We start from the raw sequence: 17,218 nt of genomic DNA on the forward strand, positions 1-17,218 counted from the left end.
AACTCTCGAGACTGACCATCTCAAAAGCGGTCTGCTGGGGGGAGGGTTTCTTCAACATACCCCATTGAATCAAAAGTCCCCGCATAAAGCGAGGACTTTCAATCACTTTGTCAGCAGTCTGAGGCGGCTTCAAAAGCCGCCTTTTTCTTGGATCTTTGAAAGCCAGCGCGCCGCTTAAAACCGGACCAGCTTCCATTCCTTGCGCTTGTGAAAACGGACTGTCAGGACCACCGCGCAGAACATGAGCCCAGCCGCCAGTCCGGCCCAAATACCTTCCGGCCCATACCCCATCGGGAATGCCAGCACATACGCCATGGTGAAGCCGATCGCCCAATACCCAATGATGGCAATTATCATCGGTGTTGTGGTGTCAGACATGCCGCGCAGTACACCTGCGGCCACGCCCTGCACACCATCAGCAAGCTGAAACAGTGCAGCAATTGCAAGAAGAGGGATCCCTAGACGCAGCACATCAGCTGCATACGGATTGCTTTCATCGAGATACAAGCCGATCAGCGCTTCTGGGAACAGCCAGAACAGCATGGAACCGATCACGGCGAAAAATCCCGCGAGACAAATGGCAACCCAACCTGAACGACGCAGCCCATCTTCATCATTGCGGCCAAGCGCCTGACCAACACGTGCCGTTGCAGCGTTGGAAAAGCCGACCGGAATCATGAAGGCAATGCCTGCCAACTGAACTGCGATGCCATGAGCCGCCAGCTCAAGCGTGCCAATCCATCCCATCATGAAGGCAGAAGCCCCGAACAAGCCCGTCTCAGCAAGCAGCATGAGAGAAATCGGCCAGCCCAAACGCAGAATCTCAAAGAACGCGCCCCAGTCCGCACGCCAAATGCGCACGAAAACATCATAGGTTCTGACCTTCGGCTCCCAGAGAATGTACACGACAAGGAAAACGGCAGAGGCGATTGCAGTACCAATGGACGCTATGGCAGCCCCCAGAATGCCCATTTCCGGAAAGCCCCAATGACCAAAGATCAGGCCGTAGTCCAAAACGGCGTTCACCACCGCGCTGACGAGCGTCGCCCACAACACTATTTGTGCCTTCTGAATACAAGTCAGGAAGCACCGTAGCGCGACAACGATGAGCGATGGGTACATCGACCACTGCACAACGCGCAAATATTCACCAGCGATTTTCGAAACCTCTGGGTCCTGCTGGAGGTATAGCAGAATGCTCTCCCCATGCCAAAGCAGCACCATGCCCAAAGAGGTGTAGCTCACAGCAATCCAGATACCCATGCGCGCTGCGCGGCGCACACCGCGGACATCGCCCTGCCCTTCAGCACGGGAGGCAAGCGGCATTACTGCCTGAATGATGCCAAGGCCTGCAAGCCACGTCATGAAGAACAGCTGCAGTGCTAGAACAGACGCCGCAAGCTCTGTTGCACCCAACCAGCCGATCATCAAGGTATCGGTCGCATTGATAGCCATCTGAGCAAGCTGCGCACCAATCAATGGCACACCCAGAATCAGCATTGCCTTCGTTTCAGCGAGCCACGAAGAAAAGCCATGCCGCTTGCCGCTGGCATACTCTACCGGCGTCATATCTTGCTCCTAGAAATGTGAGCCGCAAAACTGCCGCCGAACGGACCAACAGCACAGAAGCTTTGCGGAAATGAAGATGGCTTGCCTCGCTTAAGCGAGGGTCAAAACCTCGGGGGCCGCAGGGGCAATGTCCAGAGGCATGAAGCTGGGAGCTGCTATGCCACCAAAAGCGAGGAAATGTCCAGAGGGAACTGCATGCCACTCTGTCGCTGTCTCATCAAGCGGCTCAGAAACCACAGTCAGATTGTTGGAGCACAGACGATAATAAAGGCTCGGGACGATGGAATCGCTCGAATAACGGATTGCGTAAAGCCGCTCCCCGTCGGAAATAGCTGCAGTCACACGCAAGGCGCAGGTCACACCCGCCTCGGTCATAAGCGCTCGAACCTTCTTCAAGACCTGCTGAACGGCGCCGTAAGGATCAACCTCAAAACCATGGCTCAGAATGGCCAGGAACAGCGCCTCGCTGTCTGTGGTACCCTGCCGGAACTGGTAGTAGTGATCGTTGATCAGGTTCTCAACACGCCGCCGCACCTTGTCATAGCCGCCAATTTGGCCGTTGTGCATGAACATGTACTTGCCAACAGCAAACGGATGACAGTTGGCACGTGACGTCGCTGTACCTGTAGAGGCCCGAACGTGGGCAAAGAACAGACCTGATCTGATCTGGTGTACCAAGCGCATGAGGTTGTCGTCTCCCCATGCCGGCTGGGTATCCCGGTAAAGCCCCGGCACCTCGCGCTCACCATACCAGCCGATACCAAACCCATCGCCATTGGTATCTACTTTGGCTTCGGTGCATCGGCGCGCCTGAGCAATGAGTGAATGGTCTGGACGCGAGATCAGGTCATCCAAAAAGATGCTCTCTCCGCGATAGGCCAACCATCTACACATTATAAGTTCTCCGAAAATGCAGCGCGCGCTTTGTTGCCGTCCCACAGTTTTAGGATAACAACATCGCTACAGCTACATCTACTTGCGTACCGGAGTCAGTTATCGCCAGTTCCCGTTCGATTGTGGAAACGAGCGGCCAATCTGAGGATGGTGCGGCTCGCAGTGCGTTCAAAGGCAAACGGCAAAACCGCATGCACCAAAGCAGCCAGCCCCACGGCTATCAGCAGCACGCCGGTTCGACCGGCGAAAGCAGCATGCTCAAAGTAGCTTTCCCCGACAGATGCGGGGTGGTCTCTAAAACTCTTTATAAGATATGCGATCACAACAGCCCCTCCTGAAACGTCAATTCAAGCCTACTAAACTCAGCACGGACACACGCCCCCTTAGTTCTGAGTGCATAGGAGTGGCAGGCAACAACTGGCAACCGCGTCAAACGGTAGAGCGCAGCTGCAATCGTCAATTTGGGCAAACCGCTAGCGACAAACCAATCTGCTTCCTTGCATCCACCCTCAACAATGCGGGTGAGCGCCCTACTCAATCCTCGTGTCAGGCCGTTTGCTGAGTCGCGCGCAGACAGAAATCCCCAGCGCTCCATTGAGTCTTTTTTGGATTAACCTCAGTTTCTACGGAGGCTTACGGATGCCAATCCCCTGACGGAGGCCGTCAATTCCACAAAACAGGCTACATACTTCATGAAGCTGTCTCACAAATCCCCGAGATTAAGGGGAGATCGGAGCTGGGGAGCCTCGCTGGATTTGCACATAAGTATTTGCACGATATCTAAGTAATATTGATGGCGAATACTATTAAAGTCAAATATTATTCCATCTCTAATCATTTCCATCTTGGTCAGAGGTGAAATAAATAGCCCACCCAAGGAGCTCCTTACCTAAAATTGACGCACCCAGCTAAGTGGGGCTTCAATTAAATCGCACTGAATCCACCTGTTCACGGTGGACAGACACAATCCATTCTGCTAGGAACGCGCAACATCAGGCGACGCATTAGCGGTGCACGTTCGCACTTTGCCGAACCACTGCTGGGCGCATCGTTCTTCATCAGTGTCTCGATAATCAAGCGCGGGAGATGTCTTTTTCAAGACCTCCAGCGTATGCAGCATAAGGATATACGCGTGCAGGTTCTCGTTCGCGATAACAACGTCGATCAGGCGCTCAAGGCGCTCAAAAAGAAGATGCAGCGCGAAGGCATCTTCCGTGAAATGAAGCTCCGTGGCCACTACGAAAAGCCATCGGAAAAGAAAGCCCGCGAGAAGGCCGAAGCAGTTCGCCGCGCTCGCAAGCTGGCCCGTAAGCGCGCACAGCGTGAAGGTCTGCTGGTAGGCAAGGGTCGTCGCTAAGACTGGCCCGATCCTGATTTCATAAAGAATCGGGGTCCGCAGATATGACAGTTTCTCAAAACGGACCCACCGGAAAAACCGGTTGGTCCGTTTGCTGTTTGCCTATAGCCTTTCCACTCGGGATTTGAGAGACTGAGATCTCTTGGTGGTTCACACAGAGGGTGGCCGGATGCGGCTTATATCTATTCTTCGCCAACACAAACCAATTGGCAACGTGTTGGGTACTGGGCTTTTGCTTGCTGGCCTTGCAGCTTGCCAAACAGGCGGCCTCGTCTATGACAACGTGGCAACCAATCCGGCGGCTGGTTCTGCGGCAAACATTTCTTCCCTGACAGAAGTAATCGAAGCCAATCCTCAGAATGCGGAAAGTTACAACACCCGCGGCATTGCTTATGCGCAAGCGGGTCGACTGGACGATGCCATTGCCGATTTCAATCAGGCAATCTCCCTGAATCCACGATACTACCAAGCCTATTCCAACCGCGCTCTGGCGGAGCGGCGCAAGGGCAACAACCAACAGGCAATTTCAGACTACACTTCTGCGCTGAACATCCAGCCAGACTACGTGCAGGCTTTGAATGGCCGAGGCAATACCTTCCGGGCCATTGGCCAGAACACACAGGCACTGCGTGACTACAACGAAGTCATTCGCCTCGACAGCGGCAACGCACGCGCCTACCACAATCGCGGGCTGATTTACCAAAGTCAGGGCCAGCACCAGGTAGCGCTTAACGACTTCTCTACAGCGATCGGCATCAACTCACGCGCCTACTCTCCCCTCATTGCGCGCGGCGTTACTTACATGGCGCTGAATGACCCGAAGGCCGCATTGAAGGATTTCTCAGCTGCCACCGCACTCAACAATCGCTCTGATGCCGCTTGGGCCAACAAGGGCCGCGCAGAAGAAGCGCTTGGCGAAATGGTTGAAGCGCGCAAATCCTATATGCGCGCCATACAGCTGTCTCGCAGCAACCAGCTTGCGCGTGATGGGCTGAACCGCGTTGGCGGCAACGTTCCTTCCTAAAGAATCACGATTGTAAAGTCGCGGCGCTGTTCCATGCGCCGTGCAAGGCGCGCCAAATGCCAGCTATCCGGGCGGGTTAGCCAGCATCCAGTTCAGGGTCCTGCGCCAATCCAGCATGCGTATCGGCGTGCCATGTGAACCGGACTGAAACAGCGCAAACCGAACTGGGTACGCGCCGGGCAACTTCTTCACTTTGAGAAACAAGGCATGTTGGCGGGTCCAGTCATAAACCCGATCCTCGGAGCCGTGACCGAAGAAAATCGGCACCCGGCGCTTAACCGCTGCACTGGTGAGCAGCGTTTCATCGGTCGCGCCGCCCAAAAACAACAACCCGTCCACCAAGCTGGCGGTGTCCGGACTTTGCGCCAGCCGATAACATAACAGGCTGCCCATCGAACCACAGGCCACAAACACAGAGGCGTTGGGAGCCTCTGCCTTGTAGGTGGCAATAAGACCTGCAATCTCGTTCAAGCCCTGCTGTTCAAAGCCATTGAAATCCGGAGAGATGTACACCCCATCATTGCGGATCATGAGGTTTTTGATGCGGTTGAAGTTTCCCCCAAACGTGTTGTCGTTGGCACCTTGATGGCGATTCCCGCCTTTCCCGTGAAGGTACAGCGTAATCACACGCGTTTCTGCACTGGGTTTGCCAACACGAATGTGCGCAAGCCGCTGCCCATTGACGGTGACGCTGGTATCGCGCTCCGACCAACTCGGCTTGTGTGAGACATAGTCGCTCTTAACACGCCGCTCTGGAACCTGATCTCGCCCCCGCAAGTCCCGCTCAATTTGGTAATCCACCACCACCAGCGACCCATCAGCGGATTGATCAAGGATTCCCGGATAGGCAAACAATGGATCCTTGTAGGGGCCGAGGGAAAATGCCAGAGCGCTGGTCGCAAGGGTGGTAAGGACCCCTGCAAGCGCCAGACGAGCGAGCCTCATGGCACGACCTTTTTTTGATAAACTAGTGAAATTCAAGTGACCCTGCCAGCGGTGCGCGTTCCCGAATAAAGGCGTTGCGATCCCACAGCGCTTCATGAAGCGACGCCTGCGCCAGACCATAAACGCGATACTCGATTTCGCCAACCGGCTGCATTCTCTCGAGTTTGCCTTGCAGTTCAATCAAGGCAATGCGCTGTGCCAAATCCCAGCCAATGCGATCACCAGCAATGAAGACCACCACCTTGCCCGCTGCTGTTCGGCCATATGGCACGCCGTCAAGCAGCTTGAACTCGATGAGCGGCTCTTGTTCTTGGTGGTAGTTTACCGCCATCAACGCGGCCATCACCATATAGTACGCGCTGCTTGTGTGCTCAGCCTGCGCGACGAGCTGCACCTGCTCGTCCAGCGACGGGACTGGGCCGAGCTGCTGCAGGGCTGCAACGAAAACAAGCTTTTCAGCCGGCGTCAGAACCCGTTGCCCAAGAAACGCGCGCGTGGCTTCAGGTGAAACCCCAAGGTCGCTCAGCGCTTCACGCATGCGCTCATTCAAAATGGTTGGATTCTCAACCAACATCTCCTGAATGCCGGCGGAAGTCATGACACCGGTTACAGCCGTTCCCACGCCGCCTGGGATAAAGATTGTCGCAAGCCTGACAACCCGGTTGGACGAAGCGAACGACCACGCGGCCTTATCCAGCCCCGCCGAAAGCGGCGCAAACGTTGTGTATGGATCGACACCCAGCTTCACGGCGATTTCTCGGCGTGCACGGTCGCGCCCCACGACAGCTGCCGCTATCTTGGTGGAGGTAGCCTCGTCCTCGCGCTGAGGTCCAGCAGCAACCGGTGTTTCACCGGCGACCGTCTTCACTGTTCCATCAACAAGCTGCCCCAAATTCTCAGCGCTGTTGCTCAAAGTATCAACCGGGCTGCGCACCAGATCACCAAGAAAGGACAGTGGCCGCTTCACGGCTTCAACAGCACCATCTCCGGCAAGCGCGCCCCAATCGGTCCGCTCCAGTCGGCGCAAAGCCTCAAGCTCCTTGAGCCGTTTTCGCAACAAGGCTGTTCCACGTACAGGAAAGGTGCCGAAGTCCGTTTTGAGCTGAAAGGAGAATAGCGTGCCAGACCGCTCAATAGGAGCAAGGATTTCATAGCCCGGGCCGGAAATATCAATGCCCTCGTCCAGCAAGACCTGCTTGAAGGAGGGCTCGACGGTACCCTGCGCCTTTGAGAGCGCATATGCTTGGGGGATCACGCACGCGCCACCGGTTAACATGGCGACCAAAGCCATCAATCCTAGAAACCGAAACACGGCGCGTTCATCCTTTCCAAGCTTTGCAGCGACAGCCTTTGTCGGCGCTCTTTGAGCATACCAAGGCTCTTGTCCAGAGTTGGGCTCCCAAACACAAAAACCACAGCAAAATGCCGTGGCTCTTGAAAACACGTGAGGAATTCGTGTGTCGCGTTAGCTGGCTGTAAACAGCAAGGCCACCATCGACAAAACAAATACTGCGCCGGGCATTGTCATCGGACTGTTTTTTGACACCACCCCGGCAACTGCCGCTGCAAAACTTGCAATGATGAGCAGCGTTCCCAATACGGAGCCTGCAGTGCCACCGAAAGCAATGACCGCAAGACACACTACCCAAGTCAGAACAATCGCCGAACCGATCTTTGCAAACTTGATGAAACCTTCGTAGGTATTCTCATGTTCGTTGTAGTCCATTGCCTTAGAGCTCCCGTCAGCCATAAGACCTCCCCATACACGTAATATTACTAATAATTCTATTAGCACCAAATCGAGAAATAATGCAACGCGCCTTTCGATTGACGCACTAGAGACGGGATAACCTTAGGTCGCTTTGGTGATGTTACAGCCCGGCGGCTTTCAGAACGTCACTTTGCTTTTCGGCAAGCACAGCTTCATCGAATGCCTCAATCTGCTCGTTGAACAGCCGGAAGTAGTTCAGCTCTGCCTGGAGATGGAGGAACACACTGCCCAGGCCGATTGCTGCACGGTCCATGAATACGAAATAGCGGGGCACCCGCACGGGTCCCAGCTCTTTCAAGGCCTGATGCACCCGAAACGCTTCTTTGCGGCCATAGGCACCGGGCGAAATGCCCTCAGCAATCGGACGCACTCGATCCGTGAGAAGCGGCCCATAAATGAACCGAGCCCAGATGTTCAATATCTCGATAAGCTCTTTCGTCAGCCCCTGAAACCCCCAGCGCTCATAGGCGGAAATCACCCGCGCCTGATCGTCCTCCAGCAGACCGAGGTAAAGGTCCACGACGCCCTGAACGAACCCCGGCGGAAAGATGCGGATGCAGCCGAAGTCGAGCAAGTTGATGCCGACAGGACGGCCATCTTGTTCAAAGACGGTGTAGTTGCCCAGGTGTGGGTCCCCATGAATGACACCGTAGTGACTGAAAGGCGACCACCACGCCTTGAACATGATACGTGCGATCTCGTTGCGCTCTTCCAGCGCATGCTCCTTGTAGCTCAGGAGCGGATGACCGGAGAGCCATGACATGGTCAAAAGCCGCCGTGTGGAGAGTTCCGGCAATACTGACGGAATGTTGATCTCAGGATCTTGCTCGAAAATGTGCCGATAAACAGCAGCATGCCGGGCCTCACGAGTGTAATCCAGCTCTTCCCTGAGACGGTCGGAAATCTCTTCGCCGATATCGGCGGTGTCGATGGCCGGACGCATGCGCCGATGCAGGGCGAGCAACATGTCGAACTGGGAAAGGTCAGCCTCAACGGCACTGTCCATATCCGGGTACTGTAGCTTGCAAGCCAGCGGTTTCCCTGCATGGTCACTGGCACGGTGGACCTGACCCAATGAAGCGGCCGCAGCAGGTTGATGATCAAAGGATCCAAACTTTTCCTGCCAGCCCGCACCCAGCTCAGCCCGCATGCGGCGTTTTACAAAGCCCCACCCCATCGGCGGCGCGTTGCTTTGGAGGTTGGCAAGCTCGGCGGCATACTCGGGCGGAACGGCGTCAGGGATGGTCGCAAGTAGTTGGGCCACCTTCATCATGGGGCCTTTGAGATTACCGAGAACCTCTCGAATTTCGGCAGCATTCGCGGACTTGTCGATCTCGGCACCGAACAGGCGAGCCCCCGCCATTTTGGCGGCGAGCCCACTCATGTTGGCACCGACGCGAGCGTACCGTCCAACGCGGGCGCTGAAGCGGTTACCTTCCCGATCCCGTTCTACTGCCATTTGCACTCCAGATTCTCTGCTGCTCTATCTCCAAGCGGAGACGCAGTATGCCTTGCTAAACCTTAAAACTCATCAGCTTAGATAGGCTTTACTACGTAACAGGCAACCACGATGAGCGGCTGGTGTGCGTATTTGAAAGCAATAATGAGGTGTTTAAAGCGCCTTCATGAAATGCGCGAAGGAAATCAAGCCTTCCGGCCACGGCCCCTGGCCACTTTCCTCATTGAGGTGACCGGTCTCTCCCGCGTCTTGCAGGATGATGCCCCATAGCTTCGCCAACTGCTCCGACCGCTCCCAAGTACAATAGGGATCGTTACGGCTTGCCGTGAGATGAGCATGGAAAGGTAAGGCAGCGGTAGGCAGCGGGCCGAAATTGCGCAAACATTCTGGCACGCGCGAACTGTCGTCGACATCCGGGCAAGCAACCAGGTAGGCACCTTTAACCCAAGGCGCGATCTTGGGTGCAGCATGAACAACAGTTGCAACCCCCAGAGAATGAGCTACCAGAACCACAGGTTTGGTCGCTTTTTCCACGTCTGCAACAAGCTGATCAACCCAAGCCTCGACCTGTGGCAGCTCCCAGTCCTGCTGTTCTACACGGCGCGCAGTAGACAGCTTGGCCTGCCACCGGCTCTGCCAATGATCGGGACCAGAGTTTTGCCAGCCCGGAACGATCAGAACCTCTGCTTCAGATATCTTCATGATGCTGCCTCGCGTCACGTGCGTGTTCTCAACGGTTGCGACCTAGATATTGCGAAGTGCGCGCAGGTGCAAGCGGCAGGCACCGCGAAAGATGCAGCGCCATCAACAGTATTCAACAACTGAACAGAGAGTACTTACATCGGCGTTGGTGTCCCGCCGGTACGCGAGGGACCGAGCAAGGTCAACGTGTTACCACTCGGGTCCTTGAAATGGGCTAGAACGCCGCCCCATTCCTGCTCCTCCGGCTCGGTTTCAAAATGTACGCCGAGGGATTTCAGCCGATCATATTCATCGTAGATATCATCTACCTGCAAAGACGCGCCCACGAAGCGTCCGACATAAGACCGCCCTTCCGCATCCTGAGCGGTCTCTACGATGAGTTCTGCGTTGTCGAGCGCGGCACCAAAGGCGCCGAGCTCAGGCAATTCCCAGTGGAGGCTAAGCCCCATGGTCTCGATGTAGAAGGTTTTCGCGGCAGTCAAATCATCGACGAAAATTCTGAGACCATAGAGCTTCATCTTAGTCCTCCTTGAACACCCGCTTGAAAATGGCGTCCACGTTCTTGGTGTGATAACCCAGATCAAAGCGCTCGCGGATCGCTTCCTCAGACAGGTAGTTGCGCACGTCTTCGTCTGCGAGCAGTTCGCTCAGGAAGTCTACCTTAGCCTCACCTGAGGTTTGATAGCTATCCCATACCTTCATGGCGTTGCGCTGCACCAGACGGTAGCTGTCCTCACGGGAAGCGCCTGCCTGCGTAAGAGCAAGAAGAATGCGCTGGGAGTGCACGAGACCGCCAAGACGGTCCATATTGCCCATCATGCGCTCAGGGTAGACAACGAGATTTTCCATGACGTTGGTCAGACGGGCCAAAGCGAAGTCCAGAGTGACCGTCGCATCAGGGCCAATCATGCGCTCAACGGAAGAGTGAGAAATGTCCCGCTCGTGCCACAGCGCCACATTCTCCATGGCTGGCAAGGCATAGGAACGCACCATGCGGGCAAGACCGGTCAGGTTTTCAGTCAGAACCGGGTTGCGCTTGTGCGGCATGGCAGAAGAGCCCTTCTGCCCCTTGGAGAAAAACTCCTCCGCTTCCAGAACTTCGGTACGCTGCAGGTGGCGCACCTCAGTAGCAAGACGCTCAATGGAGGAAGCGACAACACCCAGAACCGCGAAGAACATGGCGTGGCGGTCACGTGGGATCACCTGCGTGGAGACAGGTTCAACACCCAGACCCAGTTTCTCGGCCACATGCTCTTCAATGCGAGGATCAATGTTTGCGAAGGTGCCAACAGCGCCAGAGATCGCGCAGGTCGCGATTTCTTCGCGGGCAATCTCAAGGCGCTTTTTGCAGCGGTCAAATTCCGCGTAGGCCTGAGCCATCTTAAGACCGAAGGTAACCGGCTCAGCGTGAATGCCGTGAGAACGACCGATGGTAACAGTCTCTTTGTGCTCGTAGGCGCGGCGCTTGAGAGCAGCCAGCAGCTTGTCCATGTCAGCCAGCAGAAGGTCTGCAGCGCGAACCAGCTGAACATTAAAGCAGGTGTCCAGCACATCTGAAGAGGTCATGCCCTGGTGAACGAAACGAGCGTCCGGGCCGACGATTTCGGCAAGGTGTGTCAGGAAAGCGATGACATCATGCTTTGTCTCGCGCTCGATTTCGTCAATGCGTGCAATGTCGAAGGTCGCAGGACCACCCTTTTCCCAAATGACCTTGGCTGACTCTTTTGGGATTACTCCCAGCTCCGCCAAAGCATCACAGGCATGCGCTTCAATTTCGAACCAAATACGGAACTTAGTTTCCGGAGACCAGATGGCGACCATCTCAGGTCGCGAATAGCGCGGGATCATGCGTGTCCTCGTTTCTCAGGGTAATTCTCAGGCAGGGTTTATCAGGAGTAGCTCCGCGGCTCAATGGCCACAACGGGTGTGCACTCCGTAAAACTGCAATAGTTACAAGTGTCCAGAGTGAATCTGCGGGAAGCAAAATAAGGCCTTTTTATGGTTCATTAACGACCACAGCCGTTTTCGCGCATGTCGATCAAAGGAATCGGTAGAGTTTGACTCCGAAACAGAACTCGAAATTCGCTTTGAAACAAGGTTTGCACATGGCGCACAATCGCATCGATCAGCCTAGAATTCGCTTCGAAGATTTGCCTCTGTCGTTCCGCATCTTCGTCTATGGTCAGATTCTGCCGATCCTTGCCTTGGGCCTCTACATACTGCTGGTGGACGCGCCCGCCTCTGCCGAGTCGCTGCTTTATGTTTTCTTGCCTTATGTGTTCACACCAATGGCGGCGCTTCAGTTGGCGCTGTTCTGGAAAGGCGCGAAGGACCTGCGCCTGAAGTTAAGCAACACTTCCTACTGACCCTCAGGTGGCGAGCAAGAAAGGCACCGTTTCATCCTTGCGCAGTGTCAGAACCTCAACACCCGAACCGGTAACCGCAACAGTGTGCTCAAACTGTGCAGAGAGTTTGCCGTCCTTGGTCACAACCACCCATCCGTCATCTTGGGTGACAACGCGGCGACTTCCTTGATTGAGCATTGGCTCAATGGTGAACACCATGCCCTAACGAAGCTTCAGTGTTTGCAGCTTCGGGAAGCTCAATGAAGCGCGCCAACAAGAAGTCCAACATCCGCAGATAGTCGTCCATTGTCGGGACAGGTCGAGCCAGCTGATCCGCATTCTCCGACTTCATGGCTGCGGCGGCCGAGAGCGCAAACCCGTTCGTGTAGTCCACGAGAAGATTGAGTAATGTGGGAACATCGCTCTCACGCACTCCGATCACCCGAAGTCCCGCGCGTATATCCTCAGTAAGATTAAGCATCACCTGAGTGTAGTAGCGAGTATCGGCAAATACGGCGAGAAGCAGGTTCGGATGGGCCAACACATTGCTGCAGTAGAGCTCCATGCGCGCTTTGAAAGATGGTAGGTCCACGATCGGGGTTTCCAGTTCCATCGCCTTCTCGTAGACGAAATCGACAAGGCTTGTCATGAGGCCAAGGCTGGACCCGACGTGGTGCTTGACTGCCATGGCGGTTACGTCCAGCTCCCGCGCAAGTGCACGAAACGTCACCCCAGCCTCGCCCTTTTCATCAAGAAGCTCGAGGGCTTTCTCAACGATGATTTGCTTGTTTAACCGTGCGCTGGCTTTCGCAGGACGCCCAACGGAACGAACCATTACTTGGCGTCCTTCTTGATGCGGTAGTGGGACTTTACGATGCCAGAGGCGTAGTCCTCGGTACTCAGCAATTCAAGGCTCACGTCCCTTCCTATGTTGCCGAAGAGCTTGCGACCCTCACCAATCAGCACGGGGACAGTGAACAGCCGAATGTCCTCAACGAGACCGGCCCTCATGAAACTTTCGATAACCGCCCCACCATCAATGTAGGCGGTCAGCCAGTCAGCCCGCGCCAGATAGTCCATCAGGTCGGCAGGTTCTTTGTCCGTGATCCAAACGCGATCGCGCAAATGCTCGGGGACGTCCGCATCCGTTAGGGACTTGCTCATAACGAACACGGGCATGTAGTAGGGCCATTCGCCTTCAAAACTCAACACGGTCTTGAAGGTGTTGCTGCCCATGATGAGCCCATCCATGCGCTTGATAAAGTCGTCAAACCCATGGTCCTCGCCTTCCTTGTTGTAGCGCAGCAGCCAGTCCATCTCGTTGTTAGGACGTGCGATGTAGCCATCCAAAGATTGGGCTATGTAAACGTGACCTGTCGTCATTCGGGGCTCCCTTGATAATTTATACAACGTATAAATTATCAAGGGCCAAGTTGCAACAAAAAGGCTCCGCACTTTTGCATATGCGGAGCCTTGGCTAACAATAAAGAAATTTACGAGCGTTTGATCAGCTCGCCTGATCCATCTCTTCCAGTTCATCGATGAGGCGCTCAATGACACTGAGACCCTTCTGCCAGAAGGTCGGGTCTGTGGCATCAAGCCCAAAAGGTGCCAGCAGTTCACTGTGGTGCTTTGTGCCACCCGCCTTGAGAAGATTGAAATACTTCTCTTGGAAGCCTTCCTCAGCCTCCTCGTAGACTGCATAAAGCGAGTTCACGAGGCAGTCGCCAAAGGCATAGGCATAAACATAAAACGGCGAGTGGATGAAATGCGGGATGTAGGTCCAGTAGTTCTCGTAGCCGCCTTCAAGATCAATGGCGGGCCCAAGGCTTTCAACCTGAACTTCCATCCAGATCTCACCAAGGCGCTCGGAGGTCAGCTCGCCTTGACGGCGTTCTTCATGAACCTTTCGCTCAAAAGAATAGAACGCGATCTGACGCACCACGGTGTTGATCATGTCCTCCACTTTAGAAGCGATCATGATGCGTTTCTTCTCAGCACTTTCTGCACCATCAAGCAGATCACGGAAGGTCAGCATCTCGCCAAAGACGCTGGCGGTTTCCGCCAGTGTCAATGGCGTAGGTGCCATTAGCGCTCCGTTAGGACCAGCAAGCACCTGATGCACACCATGTCCCAGTTCGTGGGCCAGCGTCATGACATCACGCACCTTGCCCTGATAGTTCAACAACACATAGGGGTGCGCGCTTGGCACCGTTGGATGGGCAAAGGCACCCGGCGCTTTACCTGACACAGAAGGCGCATCAATCCAGTTATTGTCGAAGAATTGCTTGGCAATCGCGGATAGCTCGGGCGAAAACTTGGAGTATGCCGTCAATACGGTATGCTGTGCTTCGTCCCATGGGATCAGTCGGTTGTCAGCTTTGGGCAGTGGCGCGTTGCGATCCCAGAAATTCATCTTTTCAACGCCCAGCCACTTGGCTTTCATAGCGTAATAGCGATGGGAGAGCCGCGGATAGGCCTCCCGCACAGCCTTCACCAACGCATCAACAACATCGCGCTCTACCCGGTTAGCAAGGTGGCGACTGTCGGCTACATCTTCAAACTTGTGCCAGCGGTCATAGGTTTCCTTGTCCTTGGCCAACGTGTTTGTGATCAGCGTGAAGGTGCTGAGGTTCTTGGCAAAGGTCTTGGAAAGAGCCTGCGCTGCGGCTTTACGCTTTTCAGGATCGGCATCCTGAAGAAGGTTCAGGGTTGGCTCAATGGAAAGCTCCTGCCCGTCAACTTCATAACGGGAGGAAGAAATCGTCTCATCAAACAACCGGTTCCACGCCGCCGCGCCAGATACATGCTTTTCATGGAACAACTGCTCGATCTTGTCGTCCAGCTGGTGCGGACGCTCCTTCCGGATGTCGTCCAACCACGGTTTGTAGTAGGCAAGTGTGTGGTCCTGAGCGGCGGCATCCAATACGGCGTCATCGATGCGGTTTAACTCCAGCCCAAAGAACAGCAGATGCACACTGGCGGCCGTGAGTTTTTCCTGCACATCGCCATAAAACTTTTGGCGCTTGGGATCCGTGGTGTTCTCCGTGTAGCAAAGCCCCGCGAACGAAGCGACGCGCCCCATGAGGTCTTCAAGTGCCTCGTACTCCTTGACGACTGCTGCCAGTTCCGCACCGGACCGCTTGGCAATCTCAGCAAGTTTACCCTTGTAGGCCGCTTCGAAGGCCTCGCTTTCCGCCTGACACCGAGCCAGGTCCTTCTGAACGCTCTCATCCTCCATGCTGGGATAGAGGGCTGTCAGATCCCAACGAGGAAGGTTTCCAAGGTCGGTTGCAGCACCCCCTTCAGCAGAGGAAGCGTTTGAAACCATTTGGAATTTCGAGGCGGTCAGGTAAGGCATTAGATGTCCGTTTTAGGTTCTTGATTAACCATGAAGTGCCGAGCTTATGAGATCGCGGCAAGAGTTTCTTAAATATGACCTCATTTCCTGAGGTTGCAACGCCATCTTTTGAGGCATCCCCTAGCTATCGAGTGCAATTTATTTACTAAACTCGCCGCAAGATGACCCGCAATGGCACAGCAAAAGTGCAAAACTACTGAGTACACAGGTGGGTGAGTATGAGTGGCCGAATTCTGATTGTCGATGATGATCCAGTCCAACGCAGACTTTTGGAAGAAGCTGTAAAGCGGTTCGGCTACAAGTCCCAAACGGCTTCCGATGGCGCTAAGGCACTTGCCTTGCTCAAAGGGGCCAAGGCGACCGAGTTTGATCTTGTCATTCTGGACCTGGTCATGCCGGAGGTGGACGGCATCACTGTGCTCACCGAGCTGCGTGAAGCCAAAAGCAAGATACCCGTAATCGTGCAAACGGCCCATGGCGGCATCGACACGGTTATCAAAGCCATGCGTGCAGGAGCGCAGGACTTCGTCGTGAAGCCTGTAAGCCCAGAGCGACTGGAAGTCTCCATTCGCAACATGCTGAAGGTGTCTGCACTAGAGGATGAGCTCACCCGTATTCATAGCCAGACCACTGGCACACTGACCTTCAACAATATCGTGACCCGCTCTGAAACCATGGACCGCGTTCTGCGGCTAGGGGAGAAAGCGGCATCCTCCACCATCCCTATCCTTATTGAAGGGGAATCCGGTGTTGGTAAGGAATTGATCGCACGCGCCATCCAAGGCACCAGCGACCGCAAGTCAAAACCATTCATCACCGTGAACTGCGGTGCCATCCCCGATCACCTGGTTGAGTCTATTCTCTTCGGCCACGAAAAAGGGGCATTTACAGGCGCGGTTGATCGCCACATCGGCAAATTTCAGGAAGCAAGTGGCGGCACGCTGTTCCTCGATGAAGTCGGTGAGCTTCCCCTCGATGTTCAGGTCAAGCTGCTTCGCGCCCTGCAGGAAGGCGAAGTCGATCCCGTTGGCTCTCGCAAACCGATCAAGGTGGATTTCCGCCTGATCTCTGCCACCAACCGACGCCTGCTGGATCAGGTGAAGGAAGGCAAGTTCCGTGAAGACTTGTATTATCGTCTCAACGTCTTCCCTATCTGGATCCCGCCGCTACGCGACCGTTTGGAAGATATTCCAAGCCTTGTTCGCTACTTTGTCGCCCGCTTTGCTGCGGAAGAAAGCAAGCCGCATGTCACCGGCATTGAACCAAGGGCGGTTCAGATGCTGCAAAGCTATGACTGGCCCGGCAACATCCGCCAGCTGGAAAACGCCGTTTATCGTGCAGTAGTTCTGTGCGATGGCTCTTTGCTGACCTGCGAAGACTTCCCGCAAATCGTGCAGGTCACCGCACCGCCAAAACCGGAAGCAGACCGACAGACACTCATCGGCGGCCACGAGATGGGCCGTAGCGGTACCGTGAGCCAGGAAGATCTGCAGGATCAAGAGTTCATCCGCACCGAAGCCCGCAGCGCATTTGACAGCTCAACCGCGCCGTTCGGTTTCATGCGCTCAATTGATGACCATGGTCATGTACGTACGCTTGAAGATGCCGAGCTTGAGCTCATCCGCCTTGCCATCAGCCACTACGGCGGCCGCATGACGGAAGTGGCCAAGAGATTGGGCATTGGGCGCTCAACTCTCTACCGGAAACTCAAGGAATACGGCCTTGATGACAAGAGTGCGGCTTGAAAACTACCCTAACGATAGATTAAAAAAGGGTTTCAACTGGTAATTT

Annotated in this window: 18 protein-coding genes and 1 pseudogene; 4 read left to right on the forward strand and 15 right to left on the reverse strand. The window is 55.0% G+C overall.

Annotation, left to right across the window (positions count from 1 at the left end; translation table 11 throughout):
• The 4 genes from Q3Y58_RS13950 to Q3Y58_RS13965 all read right to left on the reverse strand — a co-directional run.
• A partial coding sequence (locus Q3Y58_RS13950; protein WP_319622662.1) for a hypothetical protein occupies window positions 1–196 on the reverse strand: 196 nt, incomplete at its 3' end.
• The gene (locus tag Q3Y58_RS13955) at window positions 175–1,569 is read right to left on the reverse strand and encodes an MATE family efflux transporter (protein WP_274220031.1); all 1,395 of its coding nucleotides are present in this window, start codon (window positions 1,567–1,569) and stop codon (window positions 175–177) included. The genes Q3Y58_RS13955 and Q3Y58_RS13950, both read right to left, overlap by 22 nt.
• 90 nt (window positions 1,570–1,659) lie before the next feature.
• Window positions 1,660–2,463, reverse strand: a complete 804-nt coding sequence (locus Q3Y58_RS13960) for a class II glutamine amidotransferase (RefSeq protein ID WP_274220030.1) — start codon at window positions 2,461–2,463, stop codon at window positions 1,660–1,662.
• A gap of 95 nt (window positions 2,464–2,558) precedes the next feature.
• Window positions 2,559–2,786 (reverse strand): DUF6356 family protein, encoded by a 228-nt coding sequence (locus Q3Y58_RS13965; RefSeq protein ID WP_274220029.1) that lies wholly within the window; start codon window positions 2,784–2,786, stop codon window positions 2,559–2,561.
• A gap of 809 nt (window positions 2,787–3,595) precedes the next feature.
• On the opposite strand from Q3Y58_RS13965, the gene rpsU reads away from it, so the two are divergent.
• Together rpsU and Q3Y58_RS13975 are read left to right on the forward strand one after the other, a co-directional pair.
• On the forward strand, window positions 3,596–3,820 hold the full coding sequence (gene rpsU / locus Q3Y58_RS13970; protein ID WP_028481160.1) for a 30S ribosomal protein S21: 225 nt from the start codon (window positions 3,596–3,598) through the stop codon (window positions 3,818–3,820).
• 169 nt (window positions 3,821–3,989) lie between these two features.
• The gene (locus tag Q3Y58_RS13975) at window positions 3,990–4,844 is read left to right on the forward strand and encodes a tetratricopeptide repeat protein (protein ID WP_274220028.1); all 855 of its coding nucleotides are present in this window, start codon (window positions 3,990–3,992) and stop codon (window positions 4,842–4,844) included.
• A gap of 63 nt (window positions 4,845–4,907) precedes the next feature.
• Here the strand turns inward: Q3Y58_RS13975 and Q3Y58_RS13980 are convergent, their stop codons facing one another.
• From Q3Y58_RS13980 to purB, 7 genes are all read right to left on the reverse strand, one after another.
• Entirely contained in the window at window positions 4,908–5,789 is an 882-nt protein-coding gene (locus Q3Y58_RS13980; protein WP_319622663.1) for an alpha/beta hydrolase, read from the reverse strand.
• Between the two features lie 22 nt (window positions 5,790–5,811).
• Entirely contained in the window at window positions 5,812–7,101 is a 1,290-nt protein-coding gene (locus Q3Y58_RS13985; protein ID WP_319622664.1) for a hypothetical protein, read from the reverse strand.
• Between the two features lie 153 nt (window positions 7,102–7,254).
• On the reverse strand, window positions 7,255–7,539 hold the full coding sequence (locus Q3Y58_RS13990) for an aa3-type cytochrome c oxidase subunit IV (RefSeq protein WP_274220025.1): 285 nt from the start codon (window positions 7,537–7,539) through the stop codon (window positions 7,255–7,257).
• A 121-nt stretch (window positions 7,540–7,660) separates the two neighbouring features.
• On the reverse strand, window positions 7,661–9,019 hold the full coding sequence (locus Q3Y58_RS13995) for an ABC1 kinase family protein (RefSeq protein ID WP_319622665.1): 1,359 nt from the start codon (window positions 9,017–9,019) through the stop codon (window positions 7,661–7,663).
• 153 nt (window positions 9,020–9,172) lie between these two features.
• On the reverse strand, window positions 9,173–9,721 hold the full coding sequence (locus tag Q3Y58_RS14000; protein WP_274220023.1) for an RBBP9/YdeN family alpha/beta hydrolase: 549 nt from the start codon (window positions 9,719–9,721) through the stop codon (window positions 9,173–9,175).
• Between the two features lie 134 nt (window positions 9,722–9,855).
• Entirely contained in the window at window positions 9,856–10,239 is a 384-nt protein-coding gene (locus tag Q3Y58_RS14005) for a VOC family protein (protein ID WP_274220022.1), read from the reverse strand.
• A 1-nt stretch (window position 10,240) separates the two neighbouring features.
• Entirely contained in the window at window positions 10,241–11,569 is a 1,329-nt protein-coding gene (gene purB / locus Q3Y58_RS14010; RefSeq protein WP_274220021.1) for an adenylosuccinate lyase, read from the reverse strand.
• 257 nt (window positions 11,570–11,826) lie between these two features.
• On the opposite strand from purB, the gene Q3Y58_RS14015 reads away from it, so the two are divergent.
• Window positions 11,827–12,087: a hypothetical protein gene (locus tag Q3Y58_RS14015; RefSeq protein WP_274220020.1), complete on the forward strand. Its 261-nt coding sequence runs from the start codon at window positions 11,827–11,829 to the stop codon at window positions 12,085–12,087.
• A 3-nt stretch (window positions 12,088–12,090) separates the two neighbouring features.
• Here the strand turns inward: Q3Y58_RS14015 and Q3Y58_RS14020 are convergent.
• From Q3Y58_RS14020 to Q3Y58_RS14035, 4 genes and pseudogenes are all read right to left on the reverse strand, one after another.
• A pseudogene (locus Q3Y58_RS14020) lies at window positions 12,091–12,288 on the reverse strand (hypothetical protein); the annotation flags it as partial.
• On the reverse strand, window positions 12,269–12,901 hold the full coding sequence (locus tag Q3Y58_RS14025; RefSeq protein WP_319622776.1) for a TetR/AcrR family transcriptional regulator: 633 nt from the start codon (window positions 12,899–12,901) through the stop codon (window positions 12,269–12,271). The gene Q3Y58_RS14025 and the pseudogene Q3Y58_RS14020, both read right to left, overlap by 20 nt.
• The gene (locus Q3Y58_RS14030; RefSeq protein ID WP_319622666.1) at window positions 12,901–13,449 is read right to left on the reverse strand and encodes a dihydrofolate reductase family protein; all 549 of its coding nucleotides are present in this window, start codon (window positions 13,447–13,449) and stop codon (window positions 12,901–12,903) included. The genes Q3Y58_RS14025 and Q3Y58_RS14030 overlap by 1 nt, the downstream gene beginning before the upstream one ends.
• 124 nt (window positions 13,450–13,573) lie before the next feature.
• A complete protein-coding gene (locus Q3Y58_RS14035; RefSeq protein WP_413697825.1) occupies window positions 13,574–15,427 on the reverse strand; it encodes a M3 family oligoendopeptidase in 1,854 nt (617 codons plus the stop codon).
• 218 nt (window positions 15,428–15,645) lie between these two features.
• Here Q3Y58_RS14035 and Q3Y58_RS14040 point away from each other — a divergent pair, with 218 nt between their 5' ends.
• On the forward strand, window positions 15,646–17,172 hold the full coding sequence (locus tag Q3Y58_RS14040) for a sigma-54-dependent transcriptional regulator (protein WP_319622667.1): 1,527 nt from the start codon (window positions 15,646–15,648) through the stop codon (window positions 17,170–17,172).
• Window positions 17,173–17,218: the final 46 nt, after the last annotated feature.

This window comes from Nesiotobacter zosterae, assembly GCF_033843645.1.
Lineage (GTDB): Bacteria > Pseudomonadota > Alphaproteobacteria > Rhizobiales > Stappiaceae > Pseudovibrio > Pseudovibrio zosterae.